Source organism: Streptomyces avicenniae (assembly GCF_000719135.1).
Taxonomy (GTDB): domain Bacteria; phylum Actinomycetota; class Actinomycetes; order Streptomycetales; family Streptomycetaceae; genus Streptomyces; species Streptomyces avicenniae.
In genome coordinates, this window is record NZ_JOEK01000015.1 from 44,176 (window position 1) to 60,726 (window position 16,551).

Genomic DNA, 16,551 nt, shown 5'->3' on the forward strand with positions numbered 1-16,551 from the left:
CCGGGGGTTACGGCAAACGATCCGCCGGAGCGGGAGCTGCTCAGGCGCGGAGGGCCTGGACCGCGGTCTGGAGCCGCTTGCCGTAGTCCTCGTCCGCCTTGCGGAAGTTCTCGATGGCCCGCTCGGCGATGTCGTCACGGGAGACCGCGGCGATGCTGCCCGCCAGGTTCTCGATCAGACGGTCCTTCTCGTCCTCCGACATGAGCCGGTAGAGGTTCCCGGCCTGGACGAAGTCGTCGTCCTCGGCGTGCAGCGGCGTGACGTGGTCGCCGGTGACGCCCTGGACGGGGGTGGGCTCCCACAGCGGGCGGTCGGTCTGCGCCGGGCCGCCGAAGCTGTTGGGCTCGTAGTTCTTCGCGCGCCCGTGGCGGCCGTCGTAGGCGGCGCCGTCACGGCCGTGGCTGTTGGCCTCGGTGGCGTGCGGACGGTTGACGGGCAGCTGGTCGGCGTTGATGCCGACGCGGTAGCGGTGCGCGTCGCCGTAGCCGAAGAGGCGGCCCTGGAGCATCTTGTCCGGCGAGGGGCCGATGCCCGGCACGAAGTGGTGCGGGGAGAAGATCGACTGCTCGACCTCGGCGAAGACGTTCTCCGGGTTGCGGTTCAGCTCCAGCTTGCCGATCTCGATCGGCGGGTAGTCCGCGTGCGGCCACACCTTGGTGAGGTCGAACGGGTTGAAGCGGTACGTCGCGGCCTCGGCGGCGGGCATGATCTGCACCTGCACGGTCCAGCTCGGGAACTCGCCGCGCTCGATGGACTCGCGCAGGTCGCGCTGGTGGCTGTCCGGGTCGGTACCCGCCAGCACCGCGGCCTCGGCGGCGGTCAGGTTCTTGATGCCCTGGTCGGTCTTGAAGTGGTACTTGACCCAGAAGACCTCGCCCGCCTCGTTCGTCCACTGGAAGGTGTGCGAGCCGAAGCCGTCCACGTGGCGGTAGGACGCCGGGATGCCGCGGTCGCCGAACAGCCAGGTCACCTGGTGGGTGGACTCGGGCGACAGGCCCCAGAAGTCCCAGACGTTGTCCGCCTCCTGGGAGCCGGTGTACGGGTCGCGCTTCTGGGTGTGGATGAAGTCGGGGAACTTGATGGCGTCCCTGATGAAGAAGACCGGCGTGTTGTTCCCGACGAGGTCGTAGTTGCCCTCCTCGGTGTAGAACTTCAGCGCGAAGCCGCGCGGGTCGCGCACGGCGTCGGCGGCGCCCAGGTTGCCCGCGACGGTCGAGAACCGCAGGAAGGTCTCGGTCTCCTTGCCGATCTCGGAGAGGAACTTCGCCCGCGTCCACCGGGTCACGTCCGCGGTCACGGTGAACGTGCCGTACGCCCCGGCGCCGCGCGCGTGCACCACGCGCTCCGGGATGCGCTCGCGGTTGAAGTGCGCCAGCTTCTCGATGAGCAGCTGGTCCTGGATCAGGACGGGACCGCCGGGACCCGCGCTCTGGCTCTGCTGGTTGTCCGCGACGGGGGCACCCGCCTCGGTGGTGAGCGGTCCCGCTGCGATCTGGTCGGTCATTTACCTGCCACGCCCTTCAGCTCTCAGGTCTCGATGTCGCGCGGGCCCTTGGCCATCGCGTTCATCCGATCCTATATTGGACATCATCTAAGTCAAGAAGACCTCCGGAATCGTACCGAGTCGTTGGTAGGAACGGGGCCCACAGCTAGGGTGGACGACATGAGTGACCTGCTAGAGCGCCTGCGCGGCCGTGGCTGGCGGCTGACCGCCCAGCGGCGGGTCATCGCCGAGGTACTGGACGGCGAACACGTGCACTACACGGCGGACGAGGTGCACGCCCTCGCCGTCGCGCGCCTGCCGGAGATCTCCCGCGCCTCCGTCTACAACACGCTGGGCGAACTGGTCGCGCTCGGCGAGGTGCTCGAAGTCACGACCGAGGGCGGCCGGGCCAAGCGGTACGACCCCAACGCCCACCGGCCGCACCAGCACCTGGTGTGCTCCGGCTGCGGCACGATGCGCGACGTCCACCTCGTCACCGACCCGATGGGCGCGCTGCCCGAGGGGGAACGATTCGGCTTCACCGTCTCGGGCGTCACCGTCACCTACTACGGCCGCTGTCCCGAGTGCGGGAGCCGTGCCTGACCGCCGATTTGCACGGCGGGTGAACGGCGGTCTAAGGTTGAGACACACGCCGCGGGGTGGAGCAGCTCGGTAGCTCGCTGGGCTCATAACCCAGAGGTCGCAGGTTCAAATCCTGTCCCCGCTACGGAAGTCGAAGGCCCGGTCCTCCTGGACCGGGCCTTCGCGCTGCGTGGGAGCGGGAGCGCGGTCGGGGGTGCCCCGCCGCAGGTGCAGAATCGGCGTATGGATCCCACCCTCCAGTACCTCGTTGACCTGCTGGACCTCGAACGCATCGAGCAGGACATCTTCCGGGGTGCGAGCCACGCCTCCGTCATCCCCCGCGTCTTCGGCGGCCAGGTCGCCGCGCAGTCGCTCGTCGCGGCCTGCCGGACCGTCCCCGAGGAGCGGCTGCCGCACTCGCTGCACTCGTACTTCCTGCGGCCGGGCGACCCCGGCGCCCCGATCGTCTACACCGTGGACCGCGTGCGCGACGGCCGCTCGTTCAGCACGCGCCGCGTGGCCGCCGTGCAGCACGGCCAGGAGATCTTCCAGCTGTCCGCCTCCTTCCAGGAGCCGGAGACCGGCCTCGACCACCAGGTCGCGATGCCCGCCGCCCCCGACCCCGAGACGCTGCCGACCGCCCGCGAACTGCTGCCGCGCTACGCCGACCGCTTCTGGGACCCGGGCGTCGTGGACCTGCTGCTCGACGTCTGGCGCGCCATCGACCTGCGGTACGTCGCCGAGCCGCCCTTCGGCACGCCGGGGCAGGTGCGCGAGCCGCGCTCGCAGGTGTGGTTCCGCATGGACGGGAAGCTCGCGGGCGAGCACGACACCCCGGTCACGCACCTGGTGCTCGGCACGTACGTCTCCGACATGAACCTCCTGGACTCCGTGCTCCTCGCCCACGGCCGCGGCGGCTGGATGACCGGCGACATCGTGGGGGCCAGCCTCGACCACGCCATGTGGTTCCACCGCCCGTTCCGGGCCGACGAGTGGCTGCTCTACGACACGGACTCGCCCACGTCCCAGGACGGCAGGGGCCTGGCGCACGGCCGGATCTTCACGCAGGACGGGCGGCTGGCCGTGACCGTCATGCAGGAGGGCCTGATGCGCGTGCCGCGCACGCGGGGCTGAGGACCGTACCGCGGGGGCTCACGCTCCCCGGCGGACCCATGTCGTCCACAGCGGCCGGTAGCCGTGGCGGTGCCAGAACGGCCCGGAGACGGGGCTGAGCGCCGCGTAGTGCAGCGACGTGACCGAGCACCCGGCCTCGTCCAGCGCGGCGTGCGCGGTGCGCACCAGCGCCGAGCCGATCCCGTCGCCGCGCTGCGGGGCCGCGACGATGAGCGAGCTGATGTAGCCGGTACGCCCGGCGCGCGCCCGGCGCGGGTCCTCGGCGGCGAGCAGCCCCACCGCGCGCCGGTTCCGCACCGCCACCCAGACGAGCGAACCGGCGAGGCGGCGGCGGACGTTGACGGCCGTCGAGGGGCGCACGACGCAGGAGCCGAACTGGGCGTCCCAGCGCATCCCGTCCAGCCACAGCCCGGCCGCCTCGTCGGCCTCTGGGCCGTCGAGCGGACGGATCGACGTGCGCGTCTCGCCGCGGGGCGCGGGCAGGCAGCGGCCCGCCGGGCGGACGGCGGCGATCCGCTTGGGCACCATGCCGTGCGCGAGGAGCAGCGGGGTCAGCGCCGCGTCGCGGCTGGGCCAGGTGAGGACGGCCTCGCTGTCGGGCCCCAGCGGCGGCAGGCCGCGCAGCCACAGGCCGAGCAGCGCCCCGAGGGCGGCCGTGCGCGCGGGCTCGGGGAGGCGGGGGTCGGGGCAGGCGTGCAGCTGGTGCTGCTCGGCGGCGTGCCAGCTCGCGTCGAACGACTCGGGCGCGGGGCGGTGGCGGCGGTACAGGCCGTCGGCGCCCGGCACGCGCAGCGCGATGTCGCCGGGCGCGGGCGCGGGCAGCGGCCGGTGGCGGGGGAGCAGCGGGTCCAGGGCGCCGACCCGCCGGTACCTCACCCCAGCCCGGCCGCGTCGAGCAGATAGGCGGTCATGGGCTCGTAGAACCGGGGGTTCTCCACGTGGTCGTCCAGCGGGACGCAGACGGACAGGGTGCCCTCCGACTCGCCGACGAAGAGCGCAGGGTCGTTGCAGTCCGCGTAGCCGATGGTGTCGATGCCGTACTGCGCCGCGCAGCCCGCCCAGCCGTGGTCGGCGACGACGAGGTCGGGCGCGGGCTCGCCCGCCCGCTCCAGCGCGTCCAGGATCTCGGCCATGGGGCGCGGCGAGTGCGTGTGCCACAGCGAGGCGCCGCGCTCGTACATCGCGACACCGGCGAGCTGCGCGACCACGCCCTCGTCGGCGGTGAGGCCGAGCGGCACGCCGACCATGTCGCAGCCCGCGGCGGCCAGCGCGGCGGCCGTGCGCGCGTGCACGTCGAGGAGGCCGCCGGGGTGGCCGGTGGCGACGAGGACGCGGCTGCGGCCCGTGGCGGCCTTGCGCAGCAGCGTCGCGGCGCGGTCGAGGCCGTCCACGGTCAGGTCGGCGTCGATGGTGTCCTGGCCCTGGCGGTGCTCCGGGTCCTCGTTGACGCCGCAGCGCTCGGCCATGACGGCGAGGACGTCCTGCTCGTCGGTCCAGCGGTCGCCGAGTTCGAGCCCGAGCCAGTAGTACGGGTTCCCGTTGGCGAGTTCGCGGTAGTGCGCGAGGTTGTTCTCGCGTGGCGTGGCGACGTCGCCGGCGATCCGTGTCCGGATCAGGTGCTCGATCAGTTCCGGACGGGTGGGGGCGGGCGTGGTCGGCATAGGGCCAGTATCGCCCGGAGCGGTTCATTCCCGTACGGGCGTCTCCGAGCTGTGATCTCGGCCCTCCCGTAGGGCCTTGCGGTGCGACGCGACGACGCCGAACGCCGTCAGCGCCGCCGTCACCAGGCCGGTCACCAGCCCGGGGGCGTGCGTGAACGTGCCCGCGAGGACCAGGAGCGCGGCGACGGGGAAGCGCACGGAGTCGAGGGTTCGCGCGTGGTGCGGGCGGAACTGGAGCGCCCACACGGTGATCAGGTAGACGGCGACGGGCACGGTGAGCGTCGCGGCGGCTGCCGTCGCGGACAGCTCGCCGTGGTGCGTGACGTGGTCCACGTTGACGGCGAGGCCCGCGCCGACGGCCGTTGCCGAGGCGAAGACCAGCGAGTGCCCGTAGCCCCAGACGAACCCGGCGCGGGCGGACGTCAGGATGTGCTCGGCCGGGCGCGCGAAGTAGAGCCACCACATGGCGAAGACGGTGAGCAGCCCGCTGCCCGCGAGGACGTACAGCTCGCCGCTGCCCTGGTCGGCGTCCAGGGCCCGCTGGACGGCGCGTGACGCGGCGAGCACCGACTCGCCGAGGACGATCATGGTGAACGAGCCGTAGCGCTCGGCGATGTGCCCGGGGTGCCAGGGGGTGCGGCGCGCGCGTTCGCCGAGGAGCGGCACGGACACGTCCAGCAGCGCCAGCACGGGGAACAGCGGGTGTTGGGCGTCCGGCGGCAGCAACAGCCACAGCAGCCACAGGGTCTGGACCACGGCGAGGCCGATGGCGAAGCGGTAGGACGAGGCGCGGCCCCTGGGGTCGCCGCGCGCCGCGCGCAGCCACAGGGAGATCAGCGCCAGGCGGCTGACGGCGTAGCCGGTGGTGACGAGCGCGTAGTCGCCGTCGTCGAACGCGCGGCGCACGCCCGAGGCGAGGATGAGCGCGCCGGTGATCGTCACGAAGGCGGCCAGCCGGTAGGCGACGTCGTCGGTGTCGTAGGCGGACGCGAACCACGTGAAGCCCATCCAGGCCCACCAGACGGCGAAGAAGGCGGCCAGGTAACCGGGCACGGCGTCGCCGACGCGGCCCTCGGTGAGGAAGTGGTGCAGGACGGCGGAGATCTGCGCGACGGCGACGACGAAGCAGAGGTCGAAGAAGAGTTCGAGGGGGGTGGAGGAGCGGTTCTCCTCCTCGCGGTCACGGGCGGTCATCCGCCGGTGCCAGGCGTGGTGGTGCGTGGCCAACGTTGCGCCGCCCGTCGTCGTGCCAGGTGGGGGGAATGCCCCTGTTCGTCCCGAGGGGCATTCTGCACGGCGCGGCGGCCGACCGGCGGGTGCCGGTCGGCCGCGCGTGGTGCGGGCGTACGCGCCGGGGTCAGGCCCGGCGGCGGCGCGTCACGCGCTCCAGGGCGCGAGTCGCCGTGTCACGGACCCGCGCGCCACGGTCGCGGGCCGCGGTCGCGGGATTGATCTTCCCGACCAGCGCGTCCAGGTCGGCGCCCAGCCGCGCGCGGGTGGCGGCGATGTCCCTCTTCAGCTGATCGGACGTCACCGCGTGGGATGACGGGCCCATTGCGCGTCCTCCTTCAGGCTCTCGACGGTCTTCGGCACCGGGGCGACGCGGCGCACGCGCGCACGTCCCACGGCGAGCAGCACCAGGCCGATGAGGGCCCAGGCGCCCGCGATGATCAGCGCGGACCACACCTCGGCGAGGACGTGGTTCAGCGCGAACATCCCGGCCAGCGAGCCGAAGACGACCACCAGGTACCCGGCGAACCCTGCGCCGCCGAACATCCCGGCCGCCGTCCCGGCCTTGACGGCCTCCTCGCGCATCTCCGTCTTCGCGAGCGCCGTCTCCTGGCGCAGCAGCGTCTCCAGGTCGGACGTCACGTCGGACACCAGCTCGCCGACGGACGGATCGCGCGGGGGCGATGACCGCGACATCTTCAGGACCTCCCGGGAAGTGGGGTGCGTGCGTCTTCCGGCCGTGCCCCGGGCGGGTAGCCAGCGCCCGGCCTTCCCAAACAGCACGGGGGCGGCGCGGCGGACGTTCCTCCTCGCGCACGGATCGTTACCTTGGGTGACCATGAGAGTTCGTGGAATGGCAGTGAGAGACGGAAGGCCCGGCGCGGTCGCCGGGCGTGCGGCGGGGCTGGGCGTCGGCCTGCTGGCGCTGTGCGCGGTGGCGCTCGGCATGCCGGGCGCGGCGGTCGCGCAGCCGGTGGGGGAGACGGTCGCGCAGCCGGTGGGGGAGACGAGCGGGGAGGCGGCGGGTGACGTGGCGGCCGTGGACGCGGTCACGTCCCCGCGGGACGACACGGCGCAGCCGCTGGGCGACCCACCCCCGGGGGAGCACCTGCTCCGGCTGGAGAAGACGGCGGACTACGAGGGGCCGTACGGCTTCGGCGAGACGGTCTACTACTGGTACCGCGTCACGAACGAGGCGGACCGCGCGGCGCGGGAGATCCTGATCACGGACAACCTCGTCCGCCACGTCCACTGCCCCTACACGACGCTGGCGCCCGGCGAGAGCGTCACCTGCACGGGCAGCCACCGCATCGAGGAGGCGCCGGGCGTGTGCGGCTTCCTGACCAACACGGCCGTCGTCACGTCGGTGAACGGCCTGCGGTCCGACGAGGTGACGGAGACGGTGTCGCTGAAGCGGCCCTGCCACCGGCACCACGCGCCGCACGCGGGGTGAACCGCCGCCTCGCGCGGGGCGGGTCCTGGCGCACGGGTGCGAGCGGTCCTCCGGCGAAGCGCTCGTGCGCCCTGCCGGACATCCGTCCTCTCCTCGTAATCTCCTCCGCATGAGCAATCAGCACGCAGCCGGACACACGCCGCGTTTGGGTGCCGTGTCCGGAGACGAGGCGCCGCAGGCCAAGCACCGCAGTCCGATCGGGGACGACGGTCACCAGCCCGGCCGTCCGATCCCCCCTGCCGAGCCCTCACCCCCTCCGGCCCCCGCGCCGGAGGGGGAGGACGAGTAGGCGTCATCCGTGCCCCTGCCCCTCGCACCGATCCCGGCCACGGGCGACACCCCGGCCGGGATCGAGCGTCTTCTCGACAGCATCGCCGCCCACCTCGGCCACGCCGTGCCGCCCGAGTGGGCCGCCGCGTTCCGCGCCGTGCCCCGGCATCGGTTCCTGCCCGGGCGGGTGTGGCTGCGCGACGGGGGCGGCGGCTACGCGCCGTGCGACCGGGGCCGTGAGCCGGACCGCTGGTGGGCCGCCGCGTACGGCGACACCAGCGTCGTCACGCGCATCGAGGAGGACGACGACGGCTTCCGGCGGCCGACGTCCTCCGCCTCGGCCCCGGGCGCCGTGGTGCGCATGCTCCAACTCCTCGGCGCCGCCCCGGGACACACCGTGCTGGAGATCGGCACGGGCGTCGGCTTCCACGCCGGTCTGCTCGCCTCCCGGCTCGGCGCGGCGGCGGTCACGAGCATCGACCTCGACGCCGGGCTCGTGGACGCCGCGCGCCGCAATCTCGCCGGTGTGGGGCTGCGCCCACGGCTGGAGTGCGCGGACGGCGCCGGGGGTTGGCCGCCCACCGCCCCGTACGACCGTGTGGTGGCGACGTGTTCGGTACGCGCCGTCCCGCCCGCCTGGCTCCGGCAGACGCGCCCGGGGGGCCGGATCGTCACGCCGTGGGACTCGGCCTGGTGCCCCTACGGGACGCTCGCCCTGACCGTGCGCGCCGAGGGGAGCGCCGAGGGGCGCTTCCATCCCTTCGGCGCCTACATGCCGCTGCGTGACCCGGCCGCGCCGGGCGGCGGCTTCTCGCACGACGCGCCTGCGATGGACGCTGCGGCCGAGAGCGCGACGGCGCTCTCGCCCTGGGCGGTCGCGGGCGAGGACCTGGACGCGCGGTTCGCCCTCGGCCTCCTCGTGCCGGGTGTGTGGCACGACTGGGACGCGGCACCCTCCGAGCGCGGCGTCGCGGTGCGCCTGTGGCTGGCGGACGAGGCGGGCGAGTCGTGGGCGGCCATCGACTACGACGGGCAGCGGCACGACCGGTACCGCGTCCGGCAGTTCGGCCCGCGCCGCCTCGCGGACGAGATCGCGGCGGCGCACGCGTGGTGGGCGGCGCGGGGACGGCCGGAGGTCGCCCGCTTCGGCGCGACGGTCACGGCCGAGGGCCACACGGTGTGGCTGGACCGCCCGGACCTGGCCCTCCCCGCCGCATAGCTGCGGTCGGTGCGGTACCGAAGCGGCCGGGCCGCCAACACCTCATGTGTTGGCGGCCCGTTGGCCTACTTCAGGTGGTTGAGGAACGTGCCCCAGGTGGGGGTGGTGAAGGTGAGGACGGGGCCGGTGCGGTTCTTGGTGTCCCGCACGGGGTGCACGCCGGGGAGGTTCCGCGCTACCTCGACACAGTTGCCACCCTGTTCGTCGGAGTAGGTGGAGGTCTGCCAGGTGGCGGCGCTCAGGTCGGTGCTCGTGCTCATCCGTCTTCTTCCTTCAGCCCGTTGGCCTACTTCAGGTGCTTGAGGAACGTGCCCCAAGCAGGGGTGGTGAACACGATGACGGCGCCGATGCGGTTCTTAGTGTCTCGCACGGGGTGCATACCGGGGATGTTGAAGCCGACCTCGACACAGCTTCCGCCGGTCGTGTTTGTGTAGCTGGACGTTTGCCACTCGGTGGTAGAGAGGTCGAGGTCAGTGCTCACGAGCTTCTGTAGTCCTTCATGACGGATTCGATGAGTTGCCGGGACGCCTTCGGCGGCAAGGCAGCGGCCCTGACGCGATCGTAGGACCTTTCGAACTTCGTCACCAACTGCGGGGCATCGATCAAATGACCTGTGTACGTAGTTTCTGTGTAGGTCACCGGCGGGGCGTCCGTAAAAGACATGCACTTTACGTACTCGTTCATGAAGGGCAAGGGGCCTTCCGAGAAGGGCACAACCTGCACTTCGACTCGCTGCCGGAAGAGAGCTGCATCCAGCAGATGCTCAAGTTGTGTAGCCATCACCCCGGGGCCCGACACTGGGATGCGGAGGGCCGCTTCATGCACCACAACACTCAACACGGGCGGTGTTGAGCGCTCAAGGATTTCCTGTCGCCCGAGCCTTGTGGAGACTAGTTGCTCGATTCGCGAAGTCGGCTCGAAGGGTAGTCCTGCCAGCATCAGAGTCCGTGCATACTCCTCAATTTGCAGCAGGCCAGGCACAAGCATCGGCGAGAACTCACAGATGATCTCTGCCTGTTCCTCTAGCTCAGCCGTCTCTGCGAAGTAGTCCGGGTGCGGGCCGGACTCGTTGGCCAACTGGCACAGGCGCTGCAAATGTCGATCGGTGCCGAAGATCTCATCGAGCATCTTCGAGATGTCCAACTGTGGTCGGCGGGCGGCCGTCTCGAACTGGCCGATGTAGGTCCCAGAGCAGAAGACCTTGGCGCCCAGGTCGTCCTGGGCGAGTCCTGCGGCCTCGCGTAGGCGGCGAAGTTCGGCGCCGTAGAAGGCGCGTGAGGACATGTAGGGGTTGAGTTCCTTGGGGCGACTCACGGGTAACACTCCTGGTGACAGGGGTTTTGTTGGGTTGAAACCCCTGGCGGGGTCCCAATGCGCACCGTCACGCTTGCAGAGCACATCGTGAAGTCGCAAGAGTGAAAGCCCGTTCGAAACAGAGAGGTCACAACCCCCCATGTACTACGGATCGAAGCGGCCCAAGGCATCGACGGAAGCGTTCGCCGCTGCCACCAGCGCCGTGGACCAGCTTCAGGACGCGCTCGCCCGCGTCGGCATCCAACTGCCGTCGCTCGGCGTCGATCTCGTGTCGGCGACCTCGCCGCTGCACGCGCGCCCGCTGATCGAGCTGGGGCGCTGCAACATGGAGACGGCCCAGGCGTTGATCGCCGTGCTGCGGGGTGCCGCCCCCGTGCCGGTCGGTGCCGAGCAGCAGTGATGCCCCGCCCCCGGGGGCCGGTGGTTCCGGCCCCCGGGGGAAGCGTCACCGGTGCAGGTGGCGGAAGACCGTCAGCCACTGCGCCGGGGAGACGTGCCCCACCGGCGCGACGTAAGGAACGCCCGCTGCGTCCAGCGCCCTACGCACACGCGGTGCGTGTTCCACGCGGCACAACGACGCATACAGCGAGCCGCCCACACCCGTGAACCCCTGCGCGACGAGCGCACGGTACGCGGGCATGGCGCGGGCGGGCAGCAGTGGCGCCGCCCTGCGGTCCAGGTGCAGCAGCGCGGAGTCCGTCCGGGGGACCGGGGTGAACAGCTCACGCCGCAGCCTGGGGCCGAGACGCCACGCGAACGCGGGCCAGGTCTGCACGGTCAGCAGCGGCCACGTACCGAACCCGCCGGTGCGTTTGCGCGCGTATTCGAGCTGGGTCACCAGCGTGGCGCGGTCCAGCGCATGGGCATTCAGGCACCAGCGCACGATGTCCGTGGTGCGGGAGTAGGGGATGTTGCCCACCACGGTGAAGGGCGTCGGTGGGGCGGGAGCGTGCAGGAAGTCTCCCGGTACCACGCGGACGTTGGGCAGGTCACCCAGGCGGCGGGGCAGCCTCGCGGCCAACTCGCGGTCGATCTCGTAAGCGATGACCTGCCGCGAACGGCGGGCCAGCACACGCGTCAGCGTGCCCTCACCGGCCCCCGGCTCGACCACCAGGTCGGCCGGACGCACGCCGGAGGCGCGCACGACGGTGCGGAGCGCGACGGTGTCGCGCAGGAAGTTCTGCGAAAGGGATTTGCGGCGATGTGCCACGGGCGTTGTCCTCGGGGTGAGGACAGGCCGCGCACGGCGGAACGCGGGAAGACAGTGCGGTGCCGACGGCCTGTCCGGTCGTAAGGGGACACGGACAGCCCTGGGCACGGGGCGACGGTACGGGGCGGATCAGGTGAAGCGGATCAGACGCCGGGCGGAACCTCGTGGACCAGGGCCGGGCGCCGGGCGCGGGGACGTTCGATGAGACAGGGGCTCACCGCGACGGTCCGCGCACAGGCGCGCGAACCGCGGGTCAGCAGCGTTCCGAAGCCGCACATGGGCGGCAGGGTACGGAGCGCCGTCGGCGCGCCGCAACGGGTTTTCCTCCGGGGACCCGGCGCGGGGCACAGTGAGGGACGGAACTATTGCCGAACGTTGCGGTGGGATGAAATCACCAGGCCGGAGCGTTGGTCACGGGGTGGGCCAGGCGACGGGAGAGACAACGGTGGGACCGAACGGTGGATGGGTGCGGCGGCTGACGGCCGTCTGTTGGCGCTACCGACGCACGATGATCCTGGCGATCGGCTCGTCCCTGCTGGGCATGGGCGTCATGGCGCTGATGCCCCTGATCACCAAGACGATCATCGACGACGTGATCGTGGGCCGTGAGAGCGGCCTCGCCGGACTGATCGGGCTGATGATCGCGGGCGCCGTCGTCGTGTACGGGCTCACGTTCATCCGCCGCTTCTACGGCGGACGCCTCGGCATCGACGTGCAGCACGACCTGCGCACCGAGATGTTCCGCACCATCACACGCCTCGACGGGCGGCGGCAGGACCAGCTCAGCACCGGCCAGGTCGTCGGCCGCGCCACCAGCGACCTCCAGCTCATCCAAGGGCTGCTCTTCATGATGCCGATGACCATCGGCAACCTGATGCTCTTCGCGGTCTCCCTCGTCGTCATGATCACGCTCTCGCCGCTGCTGACCCTCGTCGCGCTGGCCGTCGCGCCCGCCCTGTGGTTCATCACCTCCCGCAGCCGCACGCGCCTCTTCCCCGCCACCTGGGACGCCCAGGCCAAGGCGGGCGAGGTCGCGGGCGTCGTGGACGGGGCGATGACCGGCGTGCGCGTCGTGAAGGGCTTCGGGCAGGAGGAGCAGGAGACCGGGAAGCTGCGGGCCGTCAGCGGCTCGCTGTTCGCCGCGCGCCTGCGGACCGTCCGGTTGAGCGCGCGCTACACCCCCGCGCTCCAGGCCGTCCCCGCGCTCGGGCAGGTCGCCATGCTGGCCCTGGGCGGCTGGATGGCGACGCGCGGGCAGATCACGCTGGGCACGTTCGTCGCGTTCTCCACCTACCTGGCGCAGCTCGTCGGCCCCGTGCGGATGATGACCGTCATCGTCACGATGGGCCAGCAGGCGCGGGCCGGTGTGGAGCGCGTCTTCGAGCTGATCGACACCGAGCCCGAGATCAAGGAGGCGCCGGACGCCCGCGCCCTGCCCGCCGACGCCCCGGCGACGGTCGAGTTCGACCACGTCGGCTTCGGCTACGGCGACAGCGGACGGCGCGTGCTGGACGACCTGTCGCTGCGCATCCAGCCCGGCGAGACGCTGGCCGTCGTCGGCCGGTCCGGCAGCGGCAAGTCCACCGTCTCCCTGCTGCTGCCGCGCTTCTACGACCCCGACAGCGGCACGATCCGCGTCGGCGGCGAGGACATCAGGCACCTCACGTACGACTCCCTGCGCACCGCCATAGGGCTCGTCCCCGAGGACAGCTTCCTGTTCTCCGACAGCATCCGCGCCAACCTCGCGTACGGCCACCCCGAGGCGACCGAGGAACAGGTGCTGGCCGCCGCGCGCGCCGCGCAGGCCGACGCGTTCATCCGCGCCCTCCCCGAGGGCTACGACACCGTCATCGGCGAGCAGGGCCTCACCCTCTCCGGCGGGCAGCGGCAGCGCGTCGCGCTCGCCCGCGCCATCCTCACCGACCCCCGGCTGCTGATCCTGGACGACGCGACGTCCGCCGTGGACGCCCGCGTCGAGCACGAGATCCACGGCGCGCTGCGTTCCGTCATGGCCGGGCGCACGACCCTCCTGATCGCCCACCGGCAGTCCACCCTCCAACTCGCCGACCGCATCGCCGTGCTCGACGGCGGACGGCTGGCGGACACCGGGACCCACGAGGAACTGATCGCCCGCTGCGCCGAGTACCGCGCCCTGCTGGCCGACCCAGGCGAGCTGGGCGGCGTCGAGCGCGACCCGGCCGGTGTGGACGTGCCGCCCGTCGCCACCGAGCCCGCTCCCGTGCCCCCGGGCGGCGTGACCCCCGAGCTGTGGCGGCGCGACAAGGCCCCGGCCGACCCCGGCCGCTCCGCCGCGACGACCCCGCCCACCCCGGAACTCCAGGCGCAGATCGACGCCCTTCCGCCCGCCGACGCGGTGCCCGACATCGACGAGGCCAGGGCCGCGCGCCCCGAGCCCGGCGGCTACGGTCTGCGGCGCCTCCTCAGCGGCCTGGGACGCCCGCTGCTGCTGGCGCTCCTGCTGGTGGTCGGCGACGCCGTCGCGTCCCTGGTGGTCCCCGTGCTGATCCGCTACGGCATCGACCAGGGTGTGCAGCAGACCGCACTCGGCGCGGTGTGGGCCGCGTCCCTGATCGCCCTCGCTGTGGTGCTCGCGCAGTGGGTCGCGCAGTACGCCGCGCTGCGTGCGGTCGGACGCACGGGGGAGCGCGCGCTGTACTCCCTACGCATCAAGATCTTCGCCCAGCTCCAGCGACTGGGGCTCGAATACTACGAGCGGGAACTCGCCGGGCGCCTCATGACCCGGATGACCACCGACGTGGACGCCCTGACGACGTTCCTCCAGACCGGGCTGACGCAGGCACTCGTCGCGCTGATGACCTTCTTCGGCATCCTCGGCGTGCTCATCGCCATCGACGCGCAGCTCGCCCTCGTCGTGCTGGTCACGCTGGTGCCGCTGGTCGCGGGCACCGTCGTCTTCCGGCGGCACAGCACCCGCGCGTACGAGCTGGCGCGCGAGCGCGTCAGCGGCGTCAACGCGCACCTCCAGGAGTCGGTGGCGGGGCTGCGGATGGTGCAGGCGTTCCGCAGGGAGCGGGACGGCTACGACCGCTTCACCGAGCGGTCGGACGGCTACCGGCAGGCCCGCGTGCACGGGCAGCGGCTGATCTCCGTCTACTTCCCGTTCGTGCAGCTCCTGGCCACCCTGGCGACGGCGGGCGTGCTGATCGTCGGCTCGGGGCGGGTCACGGACGGCACGCTGACGGCGGGCGCGCTCGTCGCGTACCTGCTCTACATCGAGCTGTTCTTCGCGCCGGTGCAGCAGCTCTCGCAGGTCTTCGACGGCTACCAGCAGGCGACGGTGTCGCTGCGCAGGATCCAGGAGCTGCTGCGCGAGGAGACGACGACGCCGCAGGCCGCCGAGCCCCTGCCGGTGCCCGCGCTGCGGGGCGACCTGGAGTTCGACGGGGTGCGCTTCGCGTACGCGGGCGCGGACGGCGAGGCGCTGACCGGCGTGGACCTGCGCGTCCCGGCCGGGCAGACCGTCGCGTTCGTCGGGGAGACGGGCGCGGGCAAGTCCACGCTCGTCAAGCTCGTCGCGCGGTACTACGACCCGACCGGTGGTGCCGTCCGGGTGGACGGGAAGGACCTGCGCGAGCTGGACCTCACCGCCTACCGGCACCGGCTCGGCGTCGTCCCGCAGGAGCCCTACCTCTTCGCCGGGACGATCCGCGAGGCCATCGCCTACGGGCGGCCCGACGCGTCGGACGCCGAGGTGGAGGCGGCGGCGCGGGCCGTGGGCGCCGAGCGGATGATCGCCGCGCTGGAGGGCGGCTACCTGCATCCGGTCGCCGAACGCGGCCGGAACCTGTCGGCCGGGCAGCGGCAGCTCATCGCGCTGGCGCGGGCGGAGCTGGTGGGGCCGGACATCCTGCTTCTGGACGAGGCGACGGCCGCGCTCGACCTGGCCACCGAGGCCCTGGTCACCGCCGCCACCGAACGGCTCGCGGGCAGCCGCACGACGCTGGTCGTCGCGCACCGGCTGACGACGGCGGCGCGGGCGGACCGGGTCGTCGTCCTGGACCACGGGCGCGTCGTGGAGGACGGGACGCACGCCGAACTGATCGCGGCGGGCGGACGGTACGCGATGCTGTGGCGGACGTACGCCGGAGGCGACGACGGCGACACCGGCGGCGAAGCCGCCGCGCTGGCCCGCGCGACGGGCTGACCAGCCACCAACCCGCCGCGCCCTCATCCCGGGGCCCGCCCTGCGGGCGGCCCTGGGACGCGTGGTGAAGTCGCCCTCCAGGCGCCCATTTCGCCAGCCCAGATCGGATCACCCCCGCGACGCGGGGAGTCGAAGCCGCCGCGCGCCAGTTGGATCTCCGGAGCAGGACTATCCCCGCGCGTGCGGGGAGCAGCCTCACGCCCGAGGACCTGCACCTCACGCTGCTGGGAACAACCCCGCGCGTGCGGGGAGCAGACCTCCCCCTTGACGTCACGCTCGGCGGCGAGGGGAACAACCCCGCGTGTGAGGGGAGGAGACACCGCAGGACCACGGGCTCAGCGCGTGGGCGGGAACAACCCCGCGTGTGCGGGGAGGAGCGATCCGCGTCACGCCCGGGAGGTACGCGCTGACGGAGTGGCGGCAGGGAACAACCCCGCGCATGCGGGGAGTAGGAGGCGCAGTTCCGCGCCGACACGGTGCTGGCGGGAACAACCCCGCGCGTGCGGGGAGTAGATCGGGCGACCATTCATCACCGTGTACGGATCGGGAACAGCCCCGCGCGTGCGGGGAGTAGATCCCGACCTCGCCACCGGTGTAGATCCCCGAGGGAACAGCCCCGCGTGTGCGGGGAGTAGGCCGCCCGGATCGTCGCCGAGACGACCGAGCAGGGAACAGCCCCGCGTGTGCGGGGAGTAGAGCAAGTGACCTGGGGTTTTAGTGGCCGTCAGGTGCGACTTTGCTTATTTTACCTTCGCCGCTTTCGGCGGTCGGCTCTCGGCGAGGGCCGGTGGTGCTGTGAGTCGGGTGGC

Annotated in this window: 16 protein-coding genes and 1 tRNA gene; 7 read left to right on the top strand and 10 right to left on the bottom strand. The window is 72.2% G+C overall.

Annotation, left to right across the window (positions count from 1 at the left end):
* Nucleotides 1–40: 40 nt before the first annotated feature.
* A complete protein-coding gene (locus tag IF27_RS24355) occupies nucleotides 41–1,492 on the bottom strand; it encodes a catalase (protein ID WP_110946222.1) in 1,452 nt (483 codons plus the stop codon).
* Nucleotides 1,493–1,663: 171 nt separating this feature from the next.
* Between IF27_RS24355 and IF27_RS24360 the strand changes: the two genes are divergently transcribed.
* The 3 genes from IF27_RS24360 (at nucleotide 1,664) to IF27_RS24370 (ending at nucleotide 3,199) form a co-directional block, all read left to right on the top strand.
* Nucleotides 1,664–2,086, top strand: coding sequence for a Fur family transcriptional regulator (locus IF27_RS24360; RefSeq protein ID WP_052851997.1), 423 nt, complete (start codon nucleotides 1,664–1,666; stop codon nucleotides 2,084–2,086).
* Between the two features lie 50 nt (nucleotides 2,087–2,136).
* Nucleotides 2,137–2,210, top strand: a tRNA-Met gene (locus IF27_RS24365).
* A gap of 98 nt (nucleotides 2,211–2,308) precedes the next feature.
* On the top strand, nucleotides 2,309–3,199 hold the full coding sequence (locus IF27_RS24370) for an acyl-CoA thioesterase (RefSeq protein WP_052851915.1): 891 nt from the start codon (nucleotides 2,309–2,311) through the stop codon (nucleotides 3,197–3,199).
* Nucleotides 3,200–3,217: 18 nt separating this feature from the next.
* Here IF27_RS24370 and IF27_RS24375 read toward each other — a convergent pair whose 3' ends face one another.
* From IF27_RS24375 to IF27_RS24390, 5 genes are all read right to left on the bottom strand, one after another.
* Entirely contained in the window at nucleotides 3,218–4,075 is an 858-nt protein-coding gene (locus IF27_RS24375; RefSeq protein ID WP_052851916.1) for a GNAT family N-acetyltransferase, read from the bottom strand.
* Nucleotides 4,072–4,860, bottom strand: a complete 789-nt coding sequence (locus IF27_RS24380) for a phosphatase (RefSeq protein ID WP_052851917.1) — start codon at nucleotides 4,858–4,860, stop codon at nucleotides 4,072–4,074. Before IF27_RS24380 ends, IF27_RS24375 begins: the two co-directional genes overlap by 4 nt.
* A 24-nt stretch (nucleotides 4,861–4,884) precedes the next feature.
* On the bottom strand, nucleotides 4,885–6,054 hold the full coding sequence (locus IF27_RS24385; RefSeq protein ID WP_052851998.1) for a low temperature requirement protein A: 1,170 nt from the start codon (nucleotides 6,052–6,054) through the stop codon (nucleotides 4,885–4,887).
* 163 nt (nucleotides 6,055–6,217) lie between these two features.
* The gene (locus IF27_RS30540; RefSeq protein WP_110946209.1) at nucleotides 6,218–6,415 is read right to left on the bottom strand and encodes a DUF3618 domain-containing protein; all 198 of its coding nucleotides are present in this window, start codon (nucleotides 6,413–6,415) and stop codon (nucleotides 6,218–6,220) included.
* On the bottom strand, nucleotides 6,391–6,786 hold the full coding sequence (locus IF27_RS24390) for a phage holin family protein (RefSeq protein WP_052851918.1): 396 nt from the start codon (nucleotides 6,784–6,786) through the stop codon (nucleotides 6,391–6,393). Before IF27_RS24390 ends, IF27_RS30540 begins: the two co-directional genes overlap by 25 nt.
* Nucleotides 6,787–6,943: 157 nt before the next feature.
* Between IF27_RS24390 and IF27_RS24395 the strand changes: the two genes are divergently transcribed.
* Nucleotides 6,944–7,543: a DUF7507 domain-containing protein gene (locus IF27_RS24395; RefSeq protein ID WP_190233090.1), complete on the top strand. Its 600-nt coding sequence runs from the start codon at nucleotides 6,944–6,946 to the stop codon at nucleotides 7,541–7,543.
* A 298-nt stretch (nucleotides 7,544–7,841) separates the two neighbouring features.
* Nucleotides 7,842–9,032 (top strand): methyltransferase domain-containing protein, encoded by a 1,191-nt coding sequence (locus tag IF27_RS24400; protein ID WP_223291196.1) that lies wholly within the window; start codon nucleotides 7,842–7,844, stop codon nucleotides 9,030–9,032.
* A gap of 65 nt (nucleotides 9,033–9,097) precedes the next feature.
* On the opposite strand, the gene IF27_RS24405 is transcribed toward IF27_RS24400, so the two are convergent.
* Genes IF27_RS24405 through IF27_RS24415 form a run of 3 tightly spaced genes read right to left on the bottom strand, consistent with a single transcriptional unit; the run spans nucleotide 9,098 to nucleotide 10,346 of the window.
* The gene (locus tag IF27_RS24405; protein WP_052851920.1) at nucleotides 9,098–9,292 is read right to left on the bottom strand and encodes a DUF397 domain-containing protein; all 195 of its coding nucleotides are present in this window, start codon (nucleotides 9,290–9,292) and stop codon (nucleotides 9,098–9,100) included.
* Nucleotides 9,293–9,318: 26 nt separating this feature from the next.
* Nucleotides 9,319–9,513, bottom strand: coding sequence for a DUF397 domain-containing protein (locus IF27_RS24410; RefSeq protein ID WP_052851921.1), 195 nt, complete (start codon nucleotides 9,511–9,513; stop codon nucleotides 9,319–9,321).
* A complete protein-coding gene (locus IF27_RS24415; protein ID WP_223291197.1) occupies nucleotides 9,510–10,346 on the bottom strand; it encodes a helix-turn-helix domain-containing protein in 837 nt (278 codons plus the stop codon). Before IF27_RS24415 ends, IF27_RS24410 begins: the two co-directional genes overlap by 4 nt.
* Before the next feature lie 139 nt (nucleotides 10,347–10,485).
* On the opposite strand from IF27_RS24415, the gene IF27_RS24420 reads away from it, so the two are divergent.
* Nucleotides 10,486–10,746, top strand: a complete 261-nt coding sequence (locus tag IF27_RS24420; RefSeq protein WP_052851923.1) for a hypothetical protein — start codon at nucleotides 10,486–10,488, stop codon at nucleotides 10,744–10,746.
* Nucleotides 10,747–10,791: 45 nt separating this feature from the next.
* Here the strand turns inward: IF27_RS24420 and erm are convergent, their stop codons facing one another.
* Nucleotides 10,792–11,556 (bottom strand): 23S ribosomal RNA methyltransferase Erm, encoded by a 765-nt coding sequence (gene erm, locus IF27_RS24425; RefSeq protein ID WP_052851924.1) that lies wholly within the window; start codon nucleotides 11,554–11,556, stop codon nucleotides 10,792–10,794.
* A 385-nt stretch (nucleotides 11,557–11,941) separates the two neighbouring features.
* Here erm and IF27_RS24430 point away from each other — a divergent pair, with 385 nt between their 5' ends.
* The gene (locus tag IF27_RS24430; RefSeq protein WP_110946210.1) at nucleotides 11,942–15,742 is read left to right on the top strand and encodes an ABC transporter ATP-binding protein; all 3,801 of its coding nucleotides are present in this window, start codon (nucleotides 11,942–11,944) and stop codon (nucleotides 15,740–15,742) included.
* Nucleotides 15,743–16,551: the final 809 nt, after the last annotated feature.